At 67.3% G+C, this 23,302-nt stretch carries 21 protein-coding genes; 8 read left to right on the top strand and 13 right to left on the bottom strand.

The features are described 5' to 3' along the window. Positions 1 to 56: 56 nt before the first annotated feature. The 4 genes from ABZ942_RS04670 to glsA all read right to left on the bottom strand — a co-directional run bounded on the left by ABZ942_RS04670 (position 57) and on the right by glsA (position 6,128). A complete protein-coding gene (locus tag ABZ942_RS04670) occupies positions 57 to 941 on the bottom strand; it encodes a type II CAAX endopeptidase family protein (protein ID WP_357379017.1) in 885 nt (294 codons plus the stop codon). A gap of 97 nt (positions 942 to 1,038) precedes the next feature. Further along, positions 1,039 to 2,286, bottom strand: a complete 1,248-nt coding sequence (locus ABZ942_RS04675; protein WP_357379019.1) for an HNH endonuclease signature motif containing protein — start codon at positions 2,284 to 2,286, stop codon at positions 1,039 to 1,041. A gap of 212 nt (positions 2,287 to 2,498) precedes the next feature. Next, a complete protein-coding gene (locus tag ABZ942_RS04680; protein WP_357379021.1) occupies positions 2,499 to 3,179 on the bottom strand; it encodes an SIMPL domain-containing protein in 681 nt (226 codons plus the stop codon). A gap of 1,131 nt (positions 3,180 to 4,310) precedes the next feature. Next, the gene (glsA, locus tag ABZ942_RS04685; RefSeq protein ID WP_357379390.1) at positions 4,311 to 6,128 is read right to left on the bottom strand and encodes a glutaminase A; all 1,818 of its coding nucleotides are present in this window, start codon (positions 6,126 to 6,128) and stop codon (positions 4,311 to 4,313) included. A 215-nt stretch (positions 6,129 to 6,343) separates the two neighbouring features. Here glsA and dxs point away from each other — a divergent pair, with 215 nt between their 5' ends. Continuing rightward, entirely contained in the window at positions 6,344 to 8,266 is a 1,923-nt protein-coding gene (dxs, locus tag ABZ942_RS04690) for a 1-deoxy-D-xylulose-5-phosphate synthase (protein ID WP_357379023.1), read from the top strand. A gap of 190 nt (positions 8,267 to 8,456) precedes the next feature. Here the strand turns inward: dxs and ABZ942_RS04695 are convergent, their stop codons facing one another. Next, the gene (locus ABZ942_RS04695; protein WP_357379025.1) at positions 8,457 to 9,113 is read right to left on the bottom strand and encodes a PhzF family phenazine biosynthesis protein; all 657 of its coding nucleotides are present in this window, start codon (positions 9,111 to 9,113) and stop codon (positions 8,457 to 8,459) included. Positions 9,114 to 9,570: 457 nt separating this feature from the next. Beyond that, the gene (locus ABZ942_RS04700; RefSeq protein WP_357379026.1) at positions 9,571 to 10,146 is read right to left on the bottom strand and encodes a CGNR zinc finger domain-containing protein; all 576 of its coding nucleotides are present in this window, start codon (positions 10,144 to 10,146) and stop codon (positions 9,571 to 9,573) included. Between the two features lie 100 nt (positions 10,147 to 10,246). Here ABZ942_RS04700 and ABZ942_RS04705 point away from each other — a divergent pair, with 100 nt between their 5' ends. Further along, the gene (locus tag ABZ942_RS04705; protein WP_357379028.1) at positions 10,247 to 10,657 is read left to right on the top strand and encodes an SRPBCC family protein; all 411 of its coding nucleotides are present in this window, start codon (positions 10,247 to 10,249) and stop codon (positions 10,655 to 10,657) included. A gap of 1 nt (position 10,658) precedes the next feature. On the opposite strand, the gene ABZ942_RS04710 is transcribed toward ABZ942_RS04705, so the two are convergent. Beyond that, entirely contained in the window at positions 10,659 to 11,921 is a 1,263-nt protein-coding gene (locus ABZ942_RS04710; RefSeq protein WP_357379030.1) for a ribonuclease D, read from the bottom strand. A gap of 145 nt (positions 11,922 to 12,066) precedes the next feature. Then, positions 12,067 to 12,705 (bottom strand): DUF3000 domain-containing protein, encoded by a 639-nt coding sequence (locus ABZ942_RS04715; protein WP_357379032.1) that lies wholly within the window; start codon positions 12,703 to 12,705, stop codon positions 12,067 to 12,069. 176 nt (positions 12,706 to 12,881) lie between these two features. Between ABZ942_RS04715 and hemE the strand changes: the two genes are divergently transcribed. From hemE to ABZ942_RS04740, 5 genes are all read left to right on the top strand, one after another. Next, positions 12,882 to 13,937: a uroporphyrinogen decarboxylase gene (gene hemE, locus ABZ942_RS04720; protein WP_357379034.1), complete on the top strand. Its 1,056-nt coding sequence runs from the start codon at positions 12,882 to 12,884 to the stop codon at positions 13,935 to 13,937. Continuing rightward, positions 13,937 to 14,476 (top strand): hypothetical protein, encoded by a 540-nt coding sequence (locus tag ABZ942_RS04725; protein WP_357379036.1) that lies wholly within the window; start codon positions 13,937 to 13,939, stop codon positions 14,474 to 14,476. The genes hemE and ABZ942_RS04725 overlap by 1 nt, the downstream gene beginning before the upstream one ends. Positions 14,477 to 14,547: 71 nt before the next feature. Further along, positions 14,548 to 15,897 (top strand): protoporphyrinogen oxidase, encoded by a 1,350-nt coding sequence (locus ABZ942_RS04730; RefSeq protein ID WP_357379038.1) that lies wholly within the window; start codon positions 14,548 to 14,550, stop codon positions 15,895 to 15,897. Between the two features lie 25 nt (positions 15,898 to 15,922). Beyond that, a complete protein-coding gene (gene hemQ / locus ABZ942_RS04735; RefSeq protein WP_357379040.1) occupies positions 15,923 to 16,618 on the top strand; it encodes a hydrogen peroxide-dependent heme synthase in 696 nt (231 codons plus the stop codon). 11 nt (positions 16,619 to 16,629) lie between these two features. Continuing rightward, positions 16,630 to 16,935 carry a putative quinol monooxygenase gene (locus ABZ942_RS04740; protein ID WP_357379042.1) on the top strand — a complete coding sequence of 102 codons (306 nt, stop codon included), beginning with the start codon at positions 16,630 to 16,632 and terminating at the stop codon, positions 16,933 to 16,935. Between the two features lie 25 nt (positions 16,936 to 16,960). Here the strand turns inward: ABZ942_RS04740 and ABZ942_RS04745 are convergent, their stop codons facing one another. Further along, a complete protein-coding gene (locus ABZ942_RS04745; RefSeq protein ID WP_357379044.1) occupies positions 16,961 to 17,818 on the bottom strand; it encodes a helix-turn-helix domain-containing protein in 858 nt (285 codons plus the stop codon). Positions 17,819 to 17,896: 78 nt separating this feature from the next. Between ABZ942_RS04745 and ABZ942_RS04750 the strand changes: the two genes are divergently transcribed. Next, positions 17,897 to 18,727 carry an alpha/beta hydrolase gene (locus tag ABZ942_RS04750; protein ID WP_357379046.1) on the top strand — a complete coding sequence of 277 codons (831 nt, stop codon included), beginning with the start codon at positions 17,897 to 17,899 and terminating at the stop codon, positions 18,725 to 18,727. A gap of 376 nt (positions 18,728 to 19,103) precedes the next feature. On the opposite strand, the gene msrB is transcribed toward ABZ942_RS04750, so the two are convergent. From msrB to ABZ942_RS04770, 4 genes are all read right to left on the bottom strand, one after another. Continuing rightward, positions 19,104 to 19,547, bottom strand: a complete 444-nt coding sequence (gene msrB / locus ABZ942_RS04755; protein WP_357379048.1) for a peptide-methionine (R)-S-oxide reductase MsrB — start codon at positions 19,545 to 19,547, stop codon at positions 19,104 to 19,106. Continuing rightward, entirely contained in the window at positions 19,547 to 20,851 is a 1,305-nt protein-coding gene (locus ABZ942_RS04760; protein ID WP_357379050.1) for a glycosyltransferase family 87 protein, read from the bottom strand. Before ABZ942_RS04760 ends, msrB begins: the two co-directional genes overlap by 1 nt. 84 nt (positions 20,852 to 20,935) lie before the next feature. Further along, on the bottom strand, positions 20,936 to 22,492 hold the full coding sequence (locus ABZ942_RS04765) for an alpha/beta hydrolase (protein WP_357379052.1): 1,557 nt from the start codon (positions 22,490 to 22,492) through the stop codon (positions 20,936 to 20,938). 32 nt (positions 22,493 to 22,524) lie between these two features. After that, the gene (locus ABZ942_RS04770) at positions 22,525 to 23,286 is read right to left on the bottom strand and encodes a pyrimidine reductase family protein (RefSeq protein ID WP_357379392.1); all 762 of its coding nucleotides are present in this window, start codon (positions 23,284 to 23,286) and stop codon (positions 22,525 to 22,527) included. Between the last annotated feature and the right edge of the window lie 16 nt (positions 23,287 to 23,302).

The raw sequence follows: 23,302 nt of genomic DNA on the forward strand, positions 1-23,302 counted from the left end.
GACTTCTCAATATAGGTGGTCGGTAGTTCGCACTCGTCCGATCGTGATGCGGAGCGTTAGCCGAATGACGGCCAGGAGTTTGCCGGTGCCGCAAAGGTTTCCGATTTGGCGGCCGCCGGGCGGATCGGGAACCAGGTGAACAGCAACGCCGCGATGACGGTGAGTACGCCCCAGCCGACGATTCCGCAGCCCGCGAGCAGCGGATTCGCCTCGTGTACGGAGGAGTTGAACCACCCGAACAGCGCTGCGCTGCCGTTGATCGCGGCGTGCGCGACAACGCACGGCCAGATGCTGCCGGTGTACATCCGCAGCCAGCCGAGGATGGCACCGAGCGGCACGCAGAATCCGATGAACGCGACGGCGGCCCAAGCGCCGAGGTTCGGATAGTTGTAGCCGAGCAGTGTGAGCGGAGCGTGCCACAGCGCCCAGATCACGCCGGTGGCAACGATTCCGCCGGTGAGGCCGAGGCGGCCGGTGAGCTGCGGCATCAGCCAGCCACGCCAGCCGAGTTCCTCGCCGAGCGCGAACGGCAGGGTGCCGAGGGTGGATACGGTGACCGCATCGACGACGAGGGCAGCCACCATCGCGGGGCTCGGGAACTCGAAGATGTACACGCCGAACAGCACACTCAACCCGAACGCCATCCAGAGGAACAGCGGCGCGCCGAGCCAGGCGGTCACGATGAGCCACCCTGTCCGCCGTGGTCGCGTGCCGAGCCGTAATCCGTTCTGCGAGAACAGCGCAGACCACGATAGTCGCCGGTAGCGCCACACCGCCAGCACGCCGAGCGCGGGGGACAGCATCATCAACGCCGCCGCCGTATGCAGCCACAGTCCGGACCGCAGACCCTGACCATCGAGCCATGGGCCGGACGCGAGCACCCAGGCCGCACCGAACGCGACGAGCAGGAACAGAACGAAATCGTTGCGACGAGCGATCATCCGACATCCTTAGGACGGCGTGCTGCCTTACCTATTCGGACGCGGTGGAGGTCCGTCCGGTTCCATCGATGTCGAAAGTTCTTTTATTGTTGCCCGATCAGAATGGTGGCGGCTCGTCGCCGGTCGGTCTGTCGCGCAGCCAGCTGAGATCAGTAACGGTTGGTTGGCGGGTTGTCCGATGTCGGAGCCGGGGATGTGGCGGCCGGTGACGGAGGGGGCCGGGCCGCTGCAGGGCGATGAGTTCGCCGAGGTGAACGGCTATCGGATCGGGATCGGTGAGTGAATCGATCACCGAGCGCAGTTGGTAGGGCTTGCGGGCAGTGTCGAGCACGCCACCGGTGGTGGTGTTGTCAGCGTCGTGTGGGGAACTGGGCGGTATTGTCTGTTCCGGGAACAGGTATCCCACGCCCTCTGGCTCGGTGGTCACGATGTCCCCACCGGGGGTACGCCATTCGACCCGGCGATCAGCATGATGGACAACGGTCCACCCGTTGCGCCCATTATCGGCAAGGGTTTTCAGCCGATGATGCCGTCGACACAACCCGCCGAGATTATCTTCGCTGGTTCGCCCACCCCGCGCCGGATTCCGATGGTCGAACCGTTGCTGGTGGTCGAGATCGGTTGCCGCAGCGGGAACCCCACAGCCCGGCGCCCGGCAGGTGCCATCGATCGCGCGGACCCGGGCAGCGAGCGCGGCCGAGGGCCGGTACCGCAATTCCGCATCACCTGAATCGGTTGCGGTCGTGGATGATTCGCTACGTTGTGCGCGGGTGGCGGTGCTTGTCGGATCCGTGTCACGTCCGGCAATTGATGAACGTGTTGTGGTCGTAAGCGATGGGCGGCCATGTGTGCGGGTAACAGCACTCGTCGTGTCCGTGTCGCGTCCGGCGACTGAGGAATGCGTTGCGGTCGTGGTCGATTGGCCGCCATGCGTGCGGGTCGCAACGGCGGCGGTGTCCATGTCGCGGCCTGTACTGAATGAATAGGTTCCTGTCATGGATGATTCGTGGCCACGGCCGATAGCGCTAACGGTGTTCACGTTGTCGCGGCCAGTGGATGAATGGGCTGCGGCAGTGGGCGATTGGCCGCCATGCGCGCAGGCAGCGGCGTTGGCCGTGTCCGTGTCACGCCCGGCAACCGACGAACGTGTTGCGGTTATGGGTGATGGGTGGCCGGGTATGTGGGTGGCAGCGGCAGCCGCGTCCATGTCGCGGCCGACAACGGACGAATGGGTTGCGGTCGTGGTCGATTTGGCCGCCATGCGTGCGAGTAGCGTCGCTGGCCGTATCCGTGTCACGCCCGGCAACTGTTGAATAGGCGGTGGTTTGGGGTGATTGGCGGCCATGCGTGCGAGTAGCGTCGCTGGCCGCATCCACGTCGCGCCCCGCAACTGATGAACGTGTTGCGATTGTGGGTGATCGGTGGCGTGTGTGTGGGTGGCGGCAGTCGTATCCGTGTCGCGGCCGGTAGTGGCGAATGAATGGGTTGCGGTCGTGGACGATCCGTGGCCGATAGTACTAGCCGTGTTCACGTCGTCGCGAGCAGTGCTCCACTGGATTAATCCATCTGCCAGGTAACCCGAATGTCTGCGGATATCTCGCTCTCGCCGAGCTCGACCGGAACCGGAGCGGCACCGTACGCATCCATCGCGAGGGACATCGCCTTCACTCGCGGAATGGAAGGCGGTGCGGCGGAAGTGTTCTCGGTGATCTCGAGCACCGCACCGAGTGCCCGCCCCGCTCGCGCCGCGAACTGCTCAGCCTTGGCGACCGCGTTCTCCCACGCTGCGTCCCGCGCTTGAATGAGCAGCGACTCCTGATCGGCGAAGGTGAGGTTCAACCCGCCGAGCCGAACATCGTCGCCGCCCGCGTCGACAGCGTTGGCGATGATCGTCGCGGGACCCGGATCGGCATCGTCACCGAGGTTGCGCAACGCAACGGTCAGCGACGTGCTCGCGAGATACCCGGTAATGCGATTGCCCTGGCCCTCGGTCCACACCGTCTCGGTGTGCACCGACAATCCGCTGGTCGCGATGTCCTTACCCTCGACACCGTCGGACCGCAGCGAACGAGTGACACCCGCAACCCGCTCACCAGCCTTGCTGTAGGCAAGCGCGACCTTGCCCGCCCGACACTCGACAGAAATCGTGACGCGCATCAAATCCGGTGTGGCGCGTGCAGTGCCGCTGCCGAAAATCGTGATGACGCCCGCACCAGCGGACTCGGTCTTCTCGTTCACGGCATGCTCCTCAATAGGTCGGCGGTTGAGTCTCGCTTCATGTGGTCAACGGCGGAAAGCACGCAATCGTCCCCGCCGGTCAAAGTTTGTCAGCCGTTCGTCGGAATGCCCGGCCAGCCGCGCCCTCGGCCCACGCGTCGTGACCCGATCCCGGCGTCTGGCTGACCCTGGTCGTCGGTTGCGTGCCGGGTACGGGTGCGGTGCTGCCGATGCGATAACGGTTCAGGGATGTTCGGAGAATTATCGAGTAGTGCTGGTCGCGTGGAGTTTCCCGGCCTTACCTCGCTGTTTGGTCGGGGGAATGCGGTTCCAGCCTGGCTGGCAACCCGGCCGTGGCGCTGTCCTCGAGAGCCTTCGCCAGGTGAGCAAGTCAGATCCGGTGTAGTTGGCGCTGCCGTTTCGAGTCAGTGCGGTGCACTTGACGCACGCTGTGTCCTCTTGACGCAGGCTGCAACCTACGTCAAGACAATGCTTTGTACGTTAAGTCGTTGAGTCGAGTCAAAAGGTCGTTGTTGAAGAGGCGACCATTTGACTCGACTCGATTTTCTGAACGCCCTTGTCGCGCAACGGCGGGCACGAGACGACGCTGGAACGGGCGATTGCGCGCCGAACTCGCCCTCCGAGGATCTCGATACGCCACCACAGACGGCCAGCCAGGCTGGAAGACCACCCCGCGCGCTGACCGTACGGGGAAGGTCGGGTACGGCACACGACGCGCTCAGCGCTATCAGGTAATACATAGGACGCGTCCACCTTCACGAAAGTCTCCACCCACAAAACCCCCGCGCCCCCAAAATCGCACACCACCACTGTCCGCCGCAACGATGAGGTGTTGCGCGTTGATCGGGATGCTGCGGTGGTTTGTGACTCCGGGATGCTGCGTGATGACGGTGATGGCGTGCGGTGAGGGGATGGCGCGTGGTGGGGGGGATGGCGTGTGCGGTGAGGGGGATGGCGTGTGGTGAGGGGGATGGCGTGTGCGGTGAGGGGGATGGCGCGTGGTGAGGGTGATGGCGTGTGGTGAGGGGGATGGCGCGTGGTGACGGGACGGCGTGTGGTGACGGCGATGGCGTGCGGTGACTGCCGAAGTCGCACGCTGACGACAACTGCACCCAACAACCGACGGATCGCTCAGTAATCGCCTCCGCGCACCGCAATCGCGCGCACCGCCGCGTCCATCTGCGCATACGCCCCCGCCGCCAACCGCTCGAGCAACGCCAACTTCAACTGCGGGGCCCGTGATGCGAGCTGATCGAACCGCGCAGGGCTCAACACCGCGACCCGCACCCCGGTCTCCGCTCGCGCTTCGTTCACGAACGGCGTCCCGACCAGCATCGGAATCTCCCCGAAGGACATCCCGGACGACAAACTCACCAGCCGATGCGTCCGATCGTCACTGCCCTCGAAGGTGATTCGCACCCGCCCCTCCAGGATCAGATACAACCCGGACCGCGCACTCCCGCGCTGCGCGATCACCTCTCCGCGCGCGAAAGTGTGCACCTCGAACTCCTTCGCCAACTGCGCCCGATCATCGGACTCGAGCGCCGCGAGCGCCGGATGATCCTCGATCGCGATCGATGTGCACACCGGCTCGTCTCCCGGCCGATGCTGGTCGAGCACGATGTCCTCGCACCATTCGGTCGCCGTGTCGCGGTCGATGAATACTCGCCCGCGCGGATCGTTCGGATCCAGGCTCGACACCACGTGCCCGAGCTTGGCATCGGGATCGACCAGCGCCACCCGCACGCCGACCGCCGCGAGCTCGGTCTGCAAATCATCGATCATCCGCACCGCGATCTCGCTCACCTCACCGATCCGGCGCAGATCAACCACCAGTGCCGCCAGCTCAGCCGCCTGCGCCTCGATGGTCCGCACCGCACTCTCCGCGCCCGCGAACAACAGATCGCCGTGCAATTCGTAGACCCGCGCCCGATGCCCGTGTTCGGCGAGCACGGCGATCTCCTCGGTCGTCCTGCGCAGCCGCGACGGCACCTCGGCCACCGAGTATCCGGCCCGGATCGCCGTCCGTGCCGCCCGCGTGACGTGCAGAAAGTGCAGTTCCAGCCGCTGCGACAGCTCCCGGCAGGCCGCGACGCCGCGCACGCTGTTGCCGTGCTTGTCCAGCCGCGGCGAGTAGACCGCAATGCCGATCTGCCCGGGCAGCACGGCGACGATGCCGCCGCCGACCCCGCTCTTCGCGGGCAGCCCGACGCTGGTCACCCAGTCGCCCGCCGCGTTGTACATGCCGCAGGTGGTCATCACGCTGAGCACCCGCTCGGTCAGCGCTGTGGAGAGTGCGCGTTCGCCGGTCACCGGGTTGCGCCCGTTGTTGGCCAGTGTGGCCGCCATCTGCGCGAGGTCGCGGCAGGTCACGTCGATCGAGCACTGCCGGAAGTAGCGGTCGACCGCCTCGTCCGGGTCGGAGTCGATGATGCCGAACGAGCGCAGCATGTAACCGATCGCGCGATTGCGGAAACCGGTGCGCGCTTCGGACGCGTACACCGCCTCGTTCATGCTCAGTTCGCGCCCGGCGAAGCGCGAATAGCAGCGCCGGATGCGTTCGAATCGCTCGACCGGATCGCGGCCGGTGATCAGCGACGCTGCGGTGATCGCGCCCGCGTTGATCATCGGGTTGCGTGGCCGTTCGGTCACCGGATCCAAACTGATCTCGTTGAACGCCTCCCCGGACGGTTCCACATCGATCCGTTCGTCCACGAACTCGGTGCCGCGATCGGCGAGCGCGAGCGCGTAGGTGAACGGTTTGGAGATGGACTGGATGGTGAACGAGGTGTCCAGGTCGCCGGTGCCGTAGACCCGCCCGTCGGCGGTGGCCAGACACAGCGCGAACGAATCCGGCTGCGCCGCAGCGAGTTCCGGAATGTAGTCGGCAAGTGTACCGGAATCGTCGGGCCGGCACAGCTGGAATACGTCGTTGACGATCCGGGACACGACGCCCGGTTCGATTGTCCGCTCGATCGCCTCTTCGGGCTGGGCCACATGATCACTGTAGGCCGAGTACGGTATGCCGAGGCTCACATTTCGGCCTGATGTCGGCAGGTGGTGGTCGTTGCCAGGTGTGGCAGTTGGGTTCTCGTTCGAAGGCACTGCCCGCCGCTCCGTAGACTGATCGGATCAGAAGCGCTATCCGGAGGGAGCGAGTTCAGGTGGGAGTGCTTTCCCGGGTCGACACGCCCGAAGATCTTCGTCCGCTCACCGCACCGCAATTGCGTGAGCTGGCGGACGAGATCCGCGATTTCCTCGTGCAAAAGGTTGCCGCGACCGGCGGGCACCTCGGCCCGAACCTAGGCGTGGTCGAGCTGACCATCGCGCTACACCGGATCTTCGATTCGCCTGCCGACCCGTTGATCTTCGACACCGGCCACCAGGCCTACGTGCACAAGATCCTGACCGGCCGCAAGGGCGAGTTCGACTCGCTGCGCAAACAGGGCGGCCTGTCCGGCTACCCGAGCCGCGCCGAGAGCGCGCACGACTGGGTGGAGTCCTCGCACGCCTCCGCGTCGCTGTCCTATGCCGACGGACTGGCCAAGGCGTTCGCGCTGACCGGGCAGGACCGGCGGGTGGTCGCCGTGGTCGGTGACGGCGCGCTCACCGGCGGCATGTGCTGGGAGGCGCTCAACAACATCGCGGGTGCGCCGGACCGGCCGGTGGTGATCGTCGTCAACGACAACGGCCGCTCCTACGCGCCGACCATCGGTGGCCTGGCCGACCGGCTGACCGCGCTGCGTACCCAGCCCGCCTACGAGCACGCGCTCGACGCCGGGAAGCGGATCCTGAAGAGCATCCCGCGGGTCGGCGAGTCCGCGTACTCGATGATGCACGCGGTGAAGGCCGGGATAAAGGATGCGGTGAGCCCGCAGGAGCTGTTCAGCGACCTCGGGATGAAGTACGTCGGCCCGGTCGACGGGCACGACATCGTCGCGTTGGAATCCGCGCTGCGCCGGGCCAAGGACTTCGGCGGGCCGGTCGTGGTGCACGCGGTGACGCAGAAGGGGCACGGCTACGCGCCGGCCGAGAACCACATCGCCGATCAGATGCACGCTTGCGATCCGATCGATCCGCTCACCGGGGTGCCGGTGGGCGGGCCGAAGGCGCTGGGGTGGACGTCGGTGTTCTCGGAGGAACTCGTCGCGCACGCCGAACGACGCGACGACATCGTCGCGATCACCGCGGCCATGCCGGGGCCGACCGGGCTCGCGGCGTTCGGGGAGCGGTTTCCGGAACGGATGTTCGATGTCGGCATCGCCGAACAGCACGCGATGACGTCGGCGGCCGGGCTCGCGCTCGGCGGCATGCATCCGGTGGTCGCGATCTATTCGACGTTCCTCAATCGTGCGTTCGATCAGCTGCTGATGGACGTCGCGCTGTTGAAGCAGCCGGTGACCGTGGTGCTGGATCGCTCCGGCATCACCGGACCGGACGGTGCCAGCCACAACGGGATGTGGGATCTGTCCGTGCTCGGCATCATTCCGGGGATCCGGGTGGCGGCACCGCGTGATGCGGCAACATTGCGCGAGGAGTTGGCAGAGGCGCTCGCCGTCAACGACGGACCCACCGCGATCAGGTTCCCCAAAGGTAGTGTCTCCGACGATATTTCGGCGGTCGAGCGACTCGACGGCGTCGATGTGCTCCGGCTTGCCGCAGGCGATCGCGCCGGCGACGCCCTCGATGGTGGCGGATCTGTCCAGGCGGTGCGCGGTGATGTGCTGCTGGTGGCTGTCGGCTCCTTCGCCGAGGTTGCTCTGCAGGCTGCGGATCTGCTGGAGAACGAAGGTGTTTCGGTCACCGTCATCGATCCGCGCTGGGTCCTGCCGGTCTCCGACACCCTGGTCAAGCTCGCCGAAAACTACCGGCTCGTAGTGACATTGGAAGACGGCGGACTGCACGGCGGCATCGGCTCCACCGTGTCGGCCCGGTTGCGCAACTCCGGACTGGACATCCCGACCCGCGATCTCGGTGTGCCACAGCAGTTCCTGGATCACGCGTCGCGCGGCGCCGTGCACGCGGAGCTCGGGTTGACCGCGCCGGACATCGCGCGACGGATCGGTGGTTGGCTCGCGGCACGGTGAGTCCGTGCGCGGCCGCCGCGCGCAGATGTGCCCGCCGCGCACGGATGTGCTCGCCGCGCACGGAACTGCTAGCAATCCCGTGCGCGGCTGCACAATTCATGCGCTGCGAGGTCGGGCGGTCGTCCGAATGGCAGTGGATCGAGGGTTCGTGATCGGCTGCCAAGCGGATCCGCGATGCCCGTTGTGCCGACTAGGGCTTCAGCTTCGTCTCTTGCCTTACGCGTCCGCCTACTTCGATCAGCCTGTTCGGCTGTGGGGCGGTCACGATCTGTGAACCGCGTCCCTGTGAGATACGCAGCGGGCGGCCGAGACTGGCGGTGAGCAGTAGTGCTGCTGCGCCGGTTGCCTCGTCCTCAACGATGCCGTCGTCGCGGCCAGGGAAGGCGCGGGCTCGGATCTCGCCGGCCGACTCGTCCCGCCAGGCCCAGGCGTAGATCCACTCGCCCGGTTCCGGTACGGCCAGTGTGTCCACCTCGGCCGCGGTGTCGTACTGGCGCAGGGTGCGCGGAGGTGCCCATTCTGCTTGTGCCGCAATCCAAGTGAACTCTCCGTCGGTCCGGGTGCGGACAACGCCTGCCTGTGTAATCAGGGCGGGGACGTCGAGCAGCCAGGCTGCTCCTACACACGGGTGCCCTGCGAAAGGCAGTCGCAGGGTCGGTGTGTAGATGTCGATGACGCCACGCTCCGGGGCATCGATGAACACGGTCTCGCTGAAACCCAGCTTCCTGGCGAACGCCTGGCGCTCGGCTTCCGTGGCGACAGTCGCCCCATCACGCACGATGCCGAGTTCATTGCCATATTCGCCGTCAGGCCCGCAGAAGACGCGCAGCACTTCGTACTCAGTCACCCACGTAGTCAATCACTTCGACCGCACACCAAGATCGGGCATCTCGTGAGCAACGGGACGTTGGGGTGGAATGGCGCGAGAACGGCCGCCATGTCCCGTTGGCGGCCAGTGTATGTCGGTGCCGTGGGTATCCAAACGGCCGCGGCTGACCTCAGCGCCGCATTGCCGCCGCGATGAATAGCGGTACTGACACGAGAGCCGGCCAGATCGGGCGCGTGCGGTCTGTTCCGCCACCCAGCCTTCGGCGGCTGCATGGTTCGGCTTGTTGCGGGCGACCGCGGCTCCGGCCAGGCCCGTCAGCATCGGGGGCATGAGTTCGTCCGTGAAGAAGCGATTTCGTGGAAGACCTTGTCCGCACCGTAGTCGAACATGCCATGGCCTGCGAACGCGCAGACTTCACCACCTGCCCACACTGCCAAGCCGCGGTTTCCGAGCGCCTGCTCCGACCGAACGACGCCTAGCGCGCAGCCCGTCGCCGTTGCGAGGCACGGACTTTGACCCGATTGCCGCACACGTTCATCGAGCACCAGGTGCGACCGTGGTTGCGGGACTGATCGTAGAAAGCCCAGCGGCAGCTCGGTTCCCGGCAGGCTTTGAGGCGCGGCCAGGTGCCCGCGGCGACGGCGGTCGCGACGTCGGCGAGCAGGATGGTCAGTGCGTAATCGACCGGCTGGCGGGTCTGCGGGACCAAGCGCGGCGGGCCGCCGGACACGTCGAGGTGCAGGGGGAGCGCGGCGGTCAGCGTCGCGAGTTCCGTTCGCGCCGTGGGGTCGAGGCCGTCCGGGCGTGGGCTGGTGACGGGTTCGGCATTGTTCTCGGCGAGCAGCGCGCGCAGACCTTCGCGCAGCCAGATGGCGCGCTCGCGGTCCTCGCCATCGGCCTGCGCGCAGACGGGCAGCAGGTCGTGCGTGTGTAGCCAGCTCGTCAACTGTTCGGGCGTGCCGAGGCCGTCGCTGTCCGCACTGCGTGTGTTGACGAAGTCCACGATGCGCTGCAATACCGCGGGCCCAGCCGCGACGATTTCACCTGGCACCACACCAGCTTAACTGTCTATTGACGATGGGTAGTTAGCTAACTATCGTTCGGCTCACGATAGTTATCCAGGACCGGAAACCCACGCAAGGAGTCTCCTGATGGCATCGGTCAAGAAAGAGCTCGTCATCGAGGTCCCCGCCGAGAACATCTGGGCGATCATCCGCGATTTCGCGGCGGGCCCGGTCCGCATGGCACCCGGTTACGCGATCGACTGCAAGCTCGTCGGCCCGGACACTCGCGTGGTCGACTTCGCCAACGGGACGACGCTGCGCGAACGGCTCGTCACGATCGACGACGACGAACAGCGTTTCGTCTACTCGATCATCGGCGGCAGCGTCACACCGGAGCACAACAACGCGACCATGCAGGTCTTCCCGCTCGGCGACGGGCGCAGCCGCTTCGTCTGGATCCACGACGTACTACCGGCGGAACTCGCGCAGGCTTTCGACGCCGGGATGGACGAGGGACTGCGCACCTTCAAACAGGCGCAGGAAGGCGTGGCGTCCTGAGCTACTCGGCGGGCTGCGGCGTCAACGCCACGGTCAGGTGCGGCACGGCCAGCTCACGCTGCCAGGGCCTGGCGCCGCCCGACTTCAGGAAGCCATCGATGGCGGCGGCCAGGTCGTCGGGGGAGTCGGGGACGCGGTCGTAATCCGGCAGTCCGTCCCAGCACAGGCGGCGGACCAGGTCGGGCGAGAGCAGGTTCTCGACGGGGATCGAATGCTCGGTGGACAGCTCGCCCATCGCCGTGCGCGCGCGGGTCAACCGGGCCGCGGCGGCCGGGTCGCGGCGCTCCCAGCGGTTCACCGGGGGCGGGCCGTCGAACGGCTGGGTCAGCGGGGGTAGGTCGCTGTCCGGCATGGTCCGGCCGCGATCGACGGCCGCCAGCCACTCCCTGGAGTATCGACGTTGACGGGGCCCGCCGTATACCGGCAATGCGCGCAATTGCGCGATGGTCTTCGGGTCGGCGGTCACGGCCGCGATGATCGCGGCGTCCGGCAGGATGCGCGCGGGCGCGACATCGCGGGCGCGGGCCAGGGTGTCGCGGGTGGTCCAGAGTTCGCGGACCACGGCCAACTGCCTGGTCCGGCGTAGATTGTGGATGCCAGAGGTGCGCCGCCACCGGTCGGCCTTCGGCGCGGGCGGCTCGGTGGTCCGGACGTGCTCGAATTCCTGTGCCGCCCAATCGGTTTTGCCTTGCGACTCCAGGTCTTCGGCGACCGCGTCGCGCAACTCCAGCAGCAGTTCCACATCCAGCGCCGCGTAATTGAGCCATTCGTCGGGCAGCGGCCTGGTCGACCAATCGGCCGCGCCGTGCCCCTTGCGTAGCGCGTGGCCGAGCAGGTTCTCCACCATCGCGGCCAAGCCGACGCGCTCGAAACCGGCCAGCCGGCCGCCCAATTCGGTATCGAACAGACGCTGCGGACGCAGGCCGAGCTCGGCGAGACCCGGCAGATCCTGGTCCGCCGAATGCAATACCCATTCCAGATCATTGATCGCGTCGGCCAGCGGTGCGAGCGCGTCGGCGACCGGAATCGGATCGATGAGGAAGGTGCCGGCGCCCTTACGGCGGAGCTGAATCAAGTAGGCGCGCGCCGAATATCGGAAACCCGAGGCACGTTCGGCGTCGACGGCGAGCGGGCCGGTGCCCGCGGCGAGACGAGCAGCGGCCGCGGTGATTTCAGCGGCGGTGTCCAGTACCGGAGGCACGCCATCCACGGGCGCGAGCAAAGGTGGCGCGCCGGTGGGTTCGGATTCGTCTGGTACGGACATGTTGTTGAACTTTACGTGCAGTGCCGCAGCGGTCGTCGTCCTATCGGGCTTCCGTGTGTCGGGAAGGCGAACATCAGCGGAATCGATGGATGCTTTCCTCGGTTTCAACGCCGCGTCGGCCGCTGGTCTTCCCGTGCCGCCGGGTCTACCGCTGATCGTTCGACAGGTCGGGGCGCATCTGCAACTCGGTGATACCGGCCGGCGGGAGACCGGCCGCGTAGGCGAGTACCTCGCAGAAACCTTCCACGTGCGGGCGCATGTCGTTGGTGATCGCGGTCCACGAGGCGCGCAGCTCGAGCTGATGGGCGCGCGGCGGGCCCGCGATATCGCCGTAGCGCACCGAACTGGTCGAGGTCACAGTCCCGCCTAATGCGGTGAACGGTTCCGAGCGCGACTCCAGCGCGTCGACCAGCCAGCTCCACGCGACCTCCGGTAGCAGCGGATCGTTGGCCAGCGCGGCATCGATGTCGGCCTGGATGTAGGCGACCAGCCGCAGCGTGCCATGCCAGGCCTCGTCACCGTCCGGATCGTGCAGCAGGATCAGCCTGCCGAACGCGTCGCCTTCCGAATCGACCGGCACGACACCGGTTTCCGGGTGTTTTACCTCAGCACCGAGTGCGTAAGAGTAAGGAGCCAGACGTTGCGGCGGCCGGATCGGCGCCAGCTCGATCCGAGGGTGCACGGTAGCGGTGCCCATCGCATCGACCGCGGCGCGAAATTGAGCTGGCTCGCCATGGGGTCCCTCGGTCGCTGCGGCGCCGTCGCGGAAGTCGAGCGGTGTCACGAAGGGGACGGTAGACCTTGTGCACCCGGCACAGTCGGAGGCGCGCCGCTGTATTGCTGCGGCGTCCGCGGGCCATTCCGTGCTTCTGCGCGTTGCGCGCTTCGGCGTGTCGCGTTCGTGGGAGGCATCCACCGGCGTGCGCTGCGCCGGATCGCGGCCCTTTACGATGGGTATCGATGAGCACTCATACTCGCCGCCGCCTGACCGATGCCCCGTTCCTGGCCGCCGCCACCGGGGCGACGCCGAGCAGGCGTCCGGTGTGGTTCATGCGGCAAGCCGGACGGTCGCTGCCTGAATACCGCGAGCTGCGCAAGGGCGTCGGCATGCTGGAATCCTGCTTCGATCCCGAGCTGGTGTGCGAGATCACCATGCAGCCGATCCGCAGGCACGGGGTGGACGCGGCGATTCTGTTCTCCGACATCGTCGTTCCGCTGAAGGCCGCTGGGATCGACCTCGATATCGTGCCCGGCGTCGGGCCGGTCGTCGCGTCGCCGGTGCGCACCGTCGACGATGTGCGCGCGCTGCCGCGGCTGCGGCCGGAGGAAGTGGGCGCGGTCGCGGACGGGGTGCGGCTGCTGGTCGACGCGCTCGGCGAGACGCCGCTGATCGGGTTCGCGGGTGCGCCGTTCACCCTCGCGTCGTACCTGGTCGAGGGCGGGCCCAGCAAGAACCATGAGCGCACCAAGGCGATGATGTACGCCGACCCGCAGACCTGGCACGCGCTGCTCGGTGCGCTCACCGACATCACCATCGCGTTCCTGCAGGCTCAACTCGACGCCGGTGTCGACGCGGTGCAACTGTTCGACTCCTGGGCCGGCGCGCTCTCCCTCGCCGACTACCGGCGGTTCGTGCTGCCGCACTCCGAACGCGTCTTCGCCGAGGTCGCCGCCGCGGGTGTGCCGCGTATTCACTTCGGTGTCGGTACCGGCGAACTGCTCGGCGTCATGGGTGAGGTAGGGGCCGACGTGGTCGGCGTCGACTGGCGGGTGCCGCTCACCGATGCCGTGCGTCGCGTCGGGCCCGGAAAAGCGTTGCAGGGCAACCTCGATCCGGCGGTGCTCTTCGCGGGTTCGGCCGCGGTCGAAACCGAAGCGCGGCGTATAGCTGCGGAGGCGGATGAGGCGATCACGTTGGGTGCCAAGGGACACATCTTCAACCTCGGCCACGGTGTGCTGCCCGATACCGATCCCGGGGTGCTCACCGCATTGGTCGAATTGGTGCACGAGCTGTAGTGCTCTCGGAGATCGTCGCCCGCGTGGTCGCCAGCGAGCCCAGGCTCGGTTCGACCAGGCTGGTCGCGGTCGACGGTCCGGGCGGAGCCGGAAAGTCAACGCTCGCCGCACAACTCGCGCGCGAGTGCGATGCCCCCGTGGTGCCGACCGACAGTTTCGCCTCGTGGGACAACACGCTGAACTGGTGGCCGCGCCTGGAAAGTCAGGTTCTCGAACCGCTCGGTCGGGACGCGCCCGGCCGATACCAGCGCTACGACTGGGATCGGCGCGCACTCGCCGAATGGCACGAGATCACTCCGGGCGGGGTGGTGGTGCTGGAGGGCGTGTCCGCCGCCCGCGCCGCCGTTCGCCCTCGCCTGTCACTGTCCATCTGGATCGACACCTCACGATCCCTGCGATTGTCCCGCGGCCTCGAGCGCGACGGATCCGCCGCACTACCGCTCTGGGAACAGTGGATGTCCGACGAAGACAACCACTTCGCAGCGGACGGCACCCGCGCCCACGCAGACGTCATCGTGAACGGCACCGCGTCACTCTGATATCCAGCCCCGCCCGCGTAGGCAATGGACCGGTCGCGGGTGGGGTGCGCGTGGGGGATACCGTCGAGGTCATGAGGATCGCGGTGGTCGGTGGTGGGGTCAGCGGGCTGGTTGCTGCGTATCGGTTGCGGGTGTTGCTAGGGGGCGAGGCGGATATTTTGGTGCTCGATCGGGCTGATCGAGTGGGCGGGATTCTCTATACCGGTGAAGTTGCCGGGGAGCCTTTGGATTTGGGGGCGGAGGCGTTTGTCGGGCGCAGGCCCGAGGTGCCGGAGTTGCTGCGGGAAGTGGGGCTGGAGACGCAGCTGGTGACGCCCGCTGGGCTGCGGCCGCTGGTGTGGTCGGGCGGGGTGGCGCACGCGTTGCCTGCGCGGACGTTGATGGGGATACCGGCGGATGCCGAATCGATGCGCGGGCTGGTCGACGCGGAGACCGTCGAGCGGATCGCGGGGGAGTCGCGGCGGCCGTTGGCTTGGGAGCCTGGCGCGGATGTCGACGTGTATCGCTTGGTCGCCGACCGGTTCGGGGTGCAGGTTGCCGAGCGGAGTGTGGATCCGTTGCTCGGTGGGGTGTATGCGGGGAGTTCTCGCTCGATCGGGGTGCGTGCGTCGCTGCCGACGTTGGCCGCCGCGTTGGACGATGGTGCGCCCAGCCTCACCCATGCGGTGTCGGTCGCGCTGCCGCCGCCGTCGGATGCCCCGGTGTTCGGCGGGCTTCGTGACGGGTATCAGGTGTTGCTGGAGGCGTTGGCGGCGCGCTCCGGTGCGAAGTTCGTCACCGCGACACCGGCCACGCGACTTGCCCGTGGCATGCGCGGTTGGGTCGTCGACCCGATCGGAGCGGTCGACGCGGTGGTACTCGCCACGCCCGCGCCGGTGACCGCCCGCCTGCTCGGCACGGTAGCACCGAACGTCGCCGCGCCGCTGTCCGGCATCGAACTGTCCTCGTCGGTCGTTGTCGCGCTTGCTCTTCCACGTGACACTGCGCTCCCGCAGAATTCCGGCATCCTGGTCGCCACCGGTGAACCGTTGCGCGCCAAGGCCTTCACCTTGTCCAGCCGCAAATGGACCCACCTCGCCGAACGTGAAACCGCTTTGGTCCGAGCCTCATTCGGCAAGTTCGGCGACGACTCCACCCTGTCCTGGTCCGACGCCGACCTGATCGCCGCCGCCGCCGAGGACTTGGCCACCGTCACCGGCGTCGCCATCAACCCGACCTCCGCCGTGGTCCAACGCTGGCGCGGCGGCCTGGCCCAATACGCCCCCGGCCACACCGACCGCGTCGCCGCCATCGAATCGGCAGTCGCTCCCTTCGACGGCCTAGCCCTCGCAGGCGCCTACCTCCACGGGGTCGGCGTTCCCGCCTGCGTCGCCTCCGGCAATGCCGCCGCCCACCGCATCGCCACCGCCGCACGGGCGTAACCCAGCGAGTGGCACGATAGGTGGCATGGCGCGACTCGATTATCAGGAACTCAATTCGACCATTCGCTACCTGATGTTCTCGGTGTTCCAGGTGCAGCCGGGGTTGCTCGAGGAGGACCGGGCTGGAGCGATCAAGGAGGCGCGGGCGTTCTTCGACGGGCTCGCGGATCGTGACGTGGTGGTGCGTGGCGTGTACGACGTGGCGGGGATGCGCGCCGATGCCGACTTCATGATCTGGACGCACGCCGAACGAGTCGAGGATTTGCAGGCCGCCTACGCGGATTTCCGTCGCACCACCGAATTGGGTCGCGCGAGCGCTCCGGTGTGGAGCAATGTGGCGCTGCACCGCCCCGCCGAGTTCAACAAGAGTCACGTGCCGGCGTTCCTGGCGGGTGAAGAGCCGGGCAACTACATCTGCGTGTACCCGTTCGTCCGCTCCTACGAGTGGTACCTGCTGCCCGACGAGGAGCGGCGCAAGATGCTCGCCGACCACGGCAAGGCCGCCCGCGGCTACCCGGACGTGCGCGCCAACACGGTCAGCTCCTTCGCCCTCGGCGACTACGAATGGATCCTCGCCTTCGAGGCCCCCGAACTGCACCGCATCGTCGACCTCATGCGCGACCTGCGCGCCACCGAGGCCCGCATGCACGTCCGCGAAGAGGTCCCCTTCTTCACCGGCCCCCGCGTCGAGCTCGACAAGCTCATCAACGCCCTGCCCTGAGCGAGAACATCATGACCGAACTTGTCATTGTCGCGCGTGTATCGGCGACTCCCCCGGACGCTGACGAACTGGAGCGCCGCCTGCGTCTGCTCTCCGACGCCAGCAAAACCGAACCGGGCTGCCTCGAATACGAGGTGTTCCGCTCGTCGGAAAACCCGGAACGATTCGTCAGCATCGAAAGGTATGCCGACGCAGACGCTTTCGCCGCCCACCGTGCGACCGAACACTTCCACAGCATCGGTGTCGCCCAGGTGATTCCGATGCTGGCGACCCGCGACATTCAGGTCTATCCCACCGACGCCCGCATCACCAGCTAGCAACGACTTACGACGCGGCTGGTGATCACGGACGGCGCGATGAGCTGGGCCAGCCCCAGGCGAGGTCGTCGACAGCGAGGAAGGGTTCGTTGATGACGGTCGCCGGAGTCGATCCGGTGTACGCCATGACGTCACGGTGCAGGTGGGACTGGTCGGTGTAGCCGCCCTCGGCGGCGACCGCGGCCGGGGGCCGGCCCGCGACCAGGCCGTGGACGGCATGGTCGAAGCGGATCAGCTTCGCGGCACGTTTGGGTGACAGGCCCAGCTGGGAGTGGAATCGGGACCACAGGCGTTTGCGGCTCCAGCCGAGCTCGGCCGCGAGCTGCTCGATGCGGCCCATGCCGCGACCGGTGACCATGCGATGCCATGCCCACGCCACCTCCGGATGCACCCGCGACGCCGCCGCGCAGCGCTGGGCGAGCCACGCGTCGGTCCACGCGAAGCGATCGCTCCAGGACGGGAGGCCGTCCAATTGCTCGCAGAGTCGGATCGACTCGCGGCCCAGCAGTTCGTCAAGGGTCACGATGGAATGGTCCAGGTCTGCGGCGCCCGGACCCAGCACCGCGTGCGCGACCACCGGTGACAGACGTACTTGCAGACAGTCGAAGGCCTCCACTCGTAGCCCGCGCACCACCTCGCCGAACCCGGGCCCGAGGACGAAGCTGCCTCGGCACTGCCGTCCGGCCGGATCCGCCAAGGTGATGGTGCCGCCGAACACGAGCAGCAGCGTCACCGCCGGATGCGGGATCAGGCGGAGCTGCGGCGGGGTGATGCCGCGGTCGCCGAATCCGGCCATGGTGACACCGGGTAGGCGGCTGGACTGCCTCGGGCATGCGATGTCCCACAGCAAGCCATCGCCGCGGTGGGCAACACCGGACCTCATTCCGCCATGCTACGCACGCGGCAGGGCCGGAACATTTATCCAATCCACCGGCCCGCATCGGCAGCGATAGTGCGTTGTATGACTGTTTCCAACAACAAGTTACGCGGCGTCGAGAAGTCGATTCTTCCGCCGGACGATGGCGATATCTACGTCAGCCAGGACGGCCCGCGCGACGCGCCGGCACTGCTGCTAATCCACGGCACCGCCGCATCGGGCCGGTCATGGGATCCGATGGTTCCGCTGCTGACCGGATCTCATCGCGTCATCCGAGTCGACCTGCTCGGGTGTGGCCGGTCGGCCGGACTGGGGGAGACGAGCTACACGGTTTCCGACCAGGCGCGCCGAGTCGGTACCGCGCTGGATCCGCTCGGCATCGAGCACGTCATCGCGGTCGGCCACTCCAGTGGTGGCGCGGTCGCCACCGCGCTCGCCGAGCAACGCCCGGACCTCGTGACCGCGGTCGTCATCATCGATTTCGGACCCGATATGGGCGCCTGCATAGCACCGGAGAGCCCCGGCGGGCCGCCGATGAACTGGACGGATCTGACCGATGAGCAGTTCCGCCGGCTGATGCGCTCCGGGTTCAGCGCGGACTATGTGATCCCCCAGGAGTACGTGGACCAGTTCCGTGCGATCGACCCCACCGTCTTCGCCGTCGCCTCGCAGGCGAACTGCGCATATCTGGACGAGCGGTCGCTCCCGGAACGGCTTGCGCCCCTTGGCAAACCACTGCTGGTCATCTTCGGCGAGAACGACAGCAGGTGGCGGCCCTCGGCCGCGGTCGAGTACCGCGCCGTGCCCGGCGCGACAGTGCTGCTGCTGCCCGGCGTCGGGCACTCGCCCAACCTCGAGGATCCACCGCGCACCGCCGCGCCGCTGCTGGCCTTCGCCGCGAAGGTCAGCGGTTGAAGGGCGCGGCGATCCACGCGGCCTATCCGCGGAAGGCGCCCCCATTCTCCGCTGCCGCAATCATGACGAGCGAACGTCAACAGTCACCCGATCACATGACCTGGGGGGAACGTACGGTCAACAGGGCCGGACGCTGGGGAAACTGACAGCCGCGGCCTGCAAGGTAAGAACGATGGCCGTGGTGACGGTGGCGTTTCGCCAGCCGTTCACCAAGACTCGTGGCGACACGCGGACGATCAAGTTCGACGCGGAATGTCTCGCCATGTCGCGCAAGCGGAAGATGGCAGCGGCGCCGGGTGGTCGACTTTGCGGACGCCCGATGAAAACGTTCGCAAAACGTGCACCCGGCGTCTGTGCGCGACTGAGCTCCGAAGTTCTAGCTGGTAGAACCCTCCGCAGGCTGCAACCGCAGCGAGATGGAGTTGATGCAGTAGCGCTTGTCGGTGGGCGTGTTGTACCCCTCGCCCTCGAACACGTGGCCGAGGTGGCTGTGGCAATTCGCGCACAGCACTTCGACCCGGTGCATGCCGAGGGTGTCGTCGGACTTGAGAATCACCGCGTCGGACTTGGTCGGGTCGAAGAACGACGGCCAACCGCAGTGTGAGTCGAATTTCTCAGTGCTGCGGAACAATTCGGCGCCGCAGGCCCGGCATTCGTAGACGCCGTCGGTCTTGGTGTCGGTGTATTCGCCGACGAAGGGACGTTCGGTGGCGGCCTCGCGCAGCACCGCGTACTCCTCGGGGTTCAGCTTGGCGCGCCATTCCTGGGGCGTCAGCTGGATCCGCGGCGCGGGCAGGGACGTGTCGGCTTCGGAACTCATCACTCCACGCTAATAGGTTTCGCCACCGTCGTCGCGGAACCATTGGCCGGCCTGGGCGAATCGGGCGTGGCAGCCGCCGCGGCGGGTGCCGGCGTGATCCAGGTCGGATCGATGCCGAACTGCAGCCGACCCTCCCGCTTCGCGGCCAGATACCGGTCACCGAGCACACAGAACGCCACGATCAGCAGCAGTCCCCAGCCGAAGGTGATCCGCAGGTACTCGACGTCACGCCCGATGTGCTGCCAACGGTCCGACAGCCACTTGTCGTAACTCATGAACCCGAAGACGGCCAGCCAGGCGGGCCAATTGCGCAGCACCGAATTGCGCAGCACCACCGTCATCAGGAACGGGAACAGCATCATCGAGTAGTACATCTGCCCCAGCGAGAGCAGCAGGAACGATGCGGTGAGCAGCACGCCGGACGCGGTGCACACGAAGAACAGTTCGTCGTGGCGGTAGTAACGCCACAGCAGCCACAGCGTGATGGCGACCAGGATGCCCATGCCGAGCCGCATACCCCAGACCAGCCACGGCGGCAGCCCGTAGTACTCGCCGTTACCCGGAATCGAGCTGTTGAAGTAGTCGCGGGTCTCGAACAAATACGGCGCGGTGTGACTGAGGAACTTCTCCGGGTCCTTCGACAACGGCCACGCGATCGCGGTCAGCACGATCGGTACACCGAGGGCGGTGATGAATACCTTCCACTGCCCACGGACCAGCGCGATCAAAAGTAGCGGTACCAGTGTCGGTTTCACCGCGATACTCAATCCGAGCGCGACGCCGGCCCACAGGTCCCGTCGCTTGAGCAGCAGATGCAGGAAGAGCAGCTCGGCCAGCAGTATGCACCCGTTGACGTTGGTGAAAACCAGCGTGTTGGTGACCGTCTCCGACATGAACATCGCGAACAGCAACACCGGCGCGACAACCGAATTCACCGTGAAACGGAACAGCCGCAGCAGTAGATACCAGGCGAGAATGATGGCAGCCGCGTTCAGCAGGATGAACAGCCAGCGCGCCTTCTCGTAGTCGTGCACCCAGGCCACCGGCGCGATGAGCAGCGTGCCGCTCGGGTAGTACAGGTAATGCGGGTCGACCGAGTCCAAGTTGGCCGTGTACACCGGTCGCCCGTTGAGAAAATCTAGCGACGCCTGGTACACCGGCCGGAAGTCGTCGGTGACGAAACCGTTGACAGCCTTGATGAAAACCCGGTTCAGCACGGTCATGACCGCGAAGGGCCAGAGTGCGAACTTGATCACCTCGGCGGTGGTGCGAGCACTGCGGGGCTCGAGCTGTCGAAGTAACACTGGGGCACGGTACACCGGATCGGCTTCCGACGGTTCTCCGGACCTCTTCGACGCGCCGCTAGAAGCGCTATTCGGGCCGCCGGGTCAGGCCGGGCAGGCGGTCCCGTCGGCGGGCAGTTTCCCGTCCTTCAGATAGTCGATCATGGTGCGCTGCGCGCAAGTCGAGTGCGTGGACACCGGGTGACCCCAGCCCTGCCAGGTGACACCCGCGTGCCGCGCGCCCGCCGCACCGAGCGCGCCGGCGACCGACGCCTGTCCCGCATTGCCGACCACCGGATCGGCGATACCGCCGAGCACCAGCACCGGAATGTCGAGCTTGTCCGGCATCGCGGGCGGGGCGGCCACCGGCCAGGCTGCGCATTCCATCAGCCCTATCGCCATGTTCTTGCCGAACACCGGGTACTTGGTGCCCCAGGTGCCCATCAGTTCCTTGGCCTTGGTCGGCGTGGGTGGTTGCTGAGTGTCGGTGCAGCGGTTCACGAACTGGCCGTCGCCACCGATCGCCGCGGACTCGCGCTGGATCAGACTGGCGAGCGTCCCGCGGTCGCCGCGCCCCGCCGCAGACAACGCGTCGGCGAGTTCGCGGACCCGATTGGCCTGATCGGCGCGCGGGCTGCCGAGAAAACCGGTGACCGCGGTGAGTAGCGCGTTGGCCGAGATGTCGCCGAGCCCACCGGAACCGGCCCGGTTCACCAGCTCGGTGATCGCGGCGCGCGGGTCCGCGCCGAGCGAACAGCTGATCCCGGTGCAGCGCTGGGCGAACGCGGTCAACGCCGCCTCCGCGCCCGCCAGCTGCTGCTCGGCCCGGGTGATGGCGTCCGCGCCGACAGCCTCGGGGGAGTCGACGACGAGCCGGGCCAGATGATCGCCGTATTTGCGGGCGTAGCTGAGCGCGACCTTCGCGCCGTTGCCCGAGCCGAGCAGCGCGACGTGGTCGACCTGCCACTGCTTGCGCAGCTGGTCGATGTCGTCGGCGGCGTGCTGTGCGTCGAAGACGCCCTCGTAGGGCTGTAGGAAGTCGCGGCAGGCGATGGTGCCGTCCTGGCTGAACGTGGTCATCGCCTCGACGGGATCGTTTGCGCCGGGGCCGAATTGGGCGTTGTCGGCGAGCCCCTTGCGGACTTCGGGCGGCAGGCAGTCGATCGGCTGCGAGCTGCCGATGCCGCGCCGGTCCACCGCGACGATCGGGCGCGCGGCCAGCAGCGCGCTCGCCGGTCCGGCGGCCAGCCCGGCGAGGGTGGCGGTGGAGGAGCGGTCCGCGCCGGAGGTGAGGATCAGCGGGGCGGCGTCGGCCGGGGTCTGGGGCAGCCGGGCCCGGATCGCCGCAGTCCGGAAGTTGCCCTGCACGCCGCCGCTCGCGTCGATCTGGGTCGTGTACTCCGCGCAGTCGAGCACCAGCCCGGCGGGGGCCGGACCGAGGCCGAGCAGATCCAGCGTCGGCGCGGTGCAGTCCTTCCACGCCAGGTCGGTCTTCGGCAGCTCGGCGCTGGGCGGCGGGGCCGGAGCGACCGAGGTCGGGGCGACGCCGCCGACCCGTTGGCGCTCGACGGCGACGCCGGGACGGTCGGAGGGTCCCGCCCCGCATCCGGCGATCATGATCGAGAGTGTCGCGGCCAGCACGACGGCCCGAGTCCAGCGCATGCGCTACAGCCTGCCAGGTTCGGGCAGTTGTTTCATGCACGGGCCCATCGGGTCAGCATCGTGCCGTCGTTGTCGAGCAAGATATGCGCGCGGGACATGGGGTGGTGGAACTCGTGCGCGGACAGCGAAATTCGCCGGGCCGTGCCGCCGACCAGCACGGGGGCGGTGGTCAGGCAGAGCTCGTCGACCGCGTCGGCGGCCAGCAGCTCACCGAACAGGTGCGGGCCGCCCTCACACAGCACGCGGTGTAATCGGCGCTCGGCCAGCACGCGCAGCAGGGCCTTCGGAGTCACCGCGAGGTCGCCCGCCTCGATCACTTCCGCGCCCGCGTCGGTCAGTTGCCGCTTGCGATCGGCGGGGGCGGTGGTCGTGGTGATGATCAAGGGCGGAACGGTCGTATCGGTGAGCAACCGGGCGCCGAGGTCGATCGCCGCGCTCGCGGTGACCACCGCGATGGGCGGTGCCGCGCCGTCCGGATGACCACCCATGCCGCGCTCGTGCAGCGCGCGACGGCGCTGCGGATCGGTCCTGGCGCCACCGTAATTCTCCGAGCGGACCGTGCCCGCGCCGACGAGCACCACATCGGCCAATTCCCGCAGCATCAGGAACACCGCTTTGTCCGCGGGCGTGCCGAGGCCCTCGGATTGGCCGTCGCTGGTCGCGGCGCCGTCGATGCTGGACACGAAATTCGCGCGGACCCAGGGTTCGCGAAGGTCGGTCGGGTACGCGTACAACTGCGCGAGATCGTCCGGTCTCAGGTCTGTGAGCTGGATCGCATTGTGGATACGCTGCATGACGGTAGATCTCACC

Source organism: Nocardia sp. NPDC046473 (genome assembly GCF_040645995.1).
GTDB lineage: Bacteria > Actinomycetota > Actinomycetes > Mycobacteriales > Mycobacteriaceae > Nocardia.

Bases quoted from the DNA above. Each gene is read 5' to 3' on its own strand.
- ABZ942_RS04670 (WP_357379017.1), bottom strand. From the start codon at position 941: ATGATCGCTCGTCGCAACGATTTCGTTCTGTTCCTGCTCGTCGCGTTC.
- ABZ942_RS04675 (WP_357379019.1), bottom strand. From the start codon at position 2,286: ATGGCCGCCAATCACCCCAAACCACCGCCTATTCAACAGTTGCCGGGC.
- ABZ942_RS04705 (WP_357379028.1), top strand. From the start codon at position 10,247: ATGGCATCGGTCAAGAAAGAGCTCGTCATCGAGGTCCCCGCCGAGAAC.
- ABZ942_RS04710 (WP_357379030.1), bottom strand. From the start codon at position 11,921: ATGTCCGTACCAGACGAATCCGAACCCACCGGCGCGCCACCTTTGCTC.
- hemE (WP_357379034.1), top strand. From the start codon at position 12,882: ATGAGCACTCATACTCGCCGCCGCCTGACCGATGCCCCGTTCCTGGCC.
- ABZ942_RS04730 (WP_357379038.1), top strand. From the start codon at position 14,548: ATGAGGATCGCGGTGGTCGGTGGTGGGGTCAGCGGGCTGGTTGCTGCG.
- hemQ (WP_357379040.1), top strand. From the start codon at position 15,923: ATGGCGCGACTCGATTATCAGGAACTCAATTCGACCATTCGCTACCTG.
- ABZ942_RS04740 (WP_357379042.1), top strand. From the start codon at position 16,630: ATGACCGAACTTGTCATTGTCGCGCGTGTATCGGCGACTCCCCCGGAC.
- ABZ942_RS04745 (WP_357379044.1), bottom strand. From the start codon at position 17,818: ATGAGGTCCGGTGTTGCCCACCGCGGCGATGGCTTGCTGTGGGACATC.
- ABZ942_RS04750 (WP_357379046.1), top strand. From the start codon at position 17,897: ATGACTGTTTCCAACAACAAGTTACGCGGCGTCGAGAAGTCGATTCTT.
- msrB (WP_357379048.1), bottom strand. From the start codon at position 19,547: ATGAGTTCCGAAGCCGACACGTCCCTGCCCGCGCCGCGGATCCAGCTG.
- ABZ942_RS04765 (WP_357379052.1), bottom strand. From the start codon at position 22,492: ATGCGCTGGACTCGGGCCGTCGTGCTGGCCGCGACACTCTCGATCATG.
- ABZ942_RS04770 (WP_357379392.1), bottom strand. From the start codon at position 23,286: ATGCAGCGTATCCACAATGCGATCCAGCTCACAGACCTGAGACCGGAC.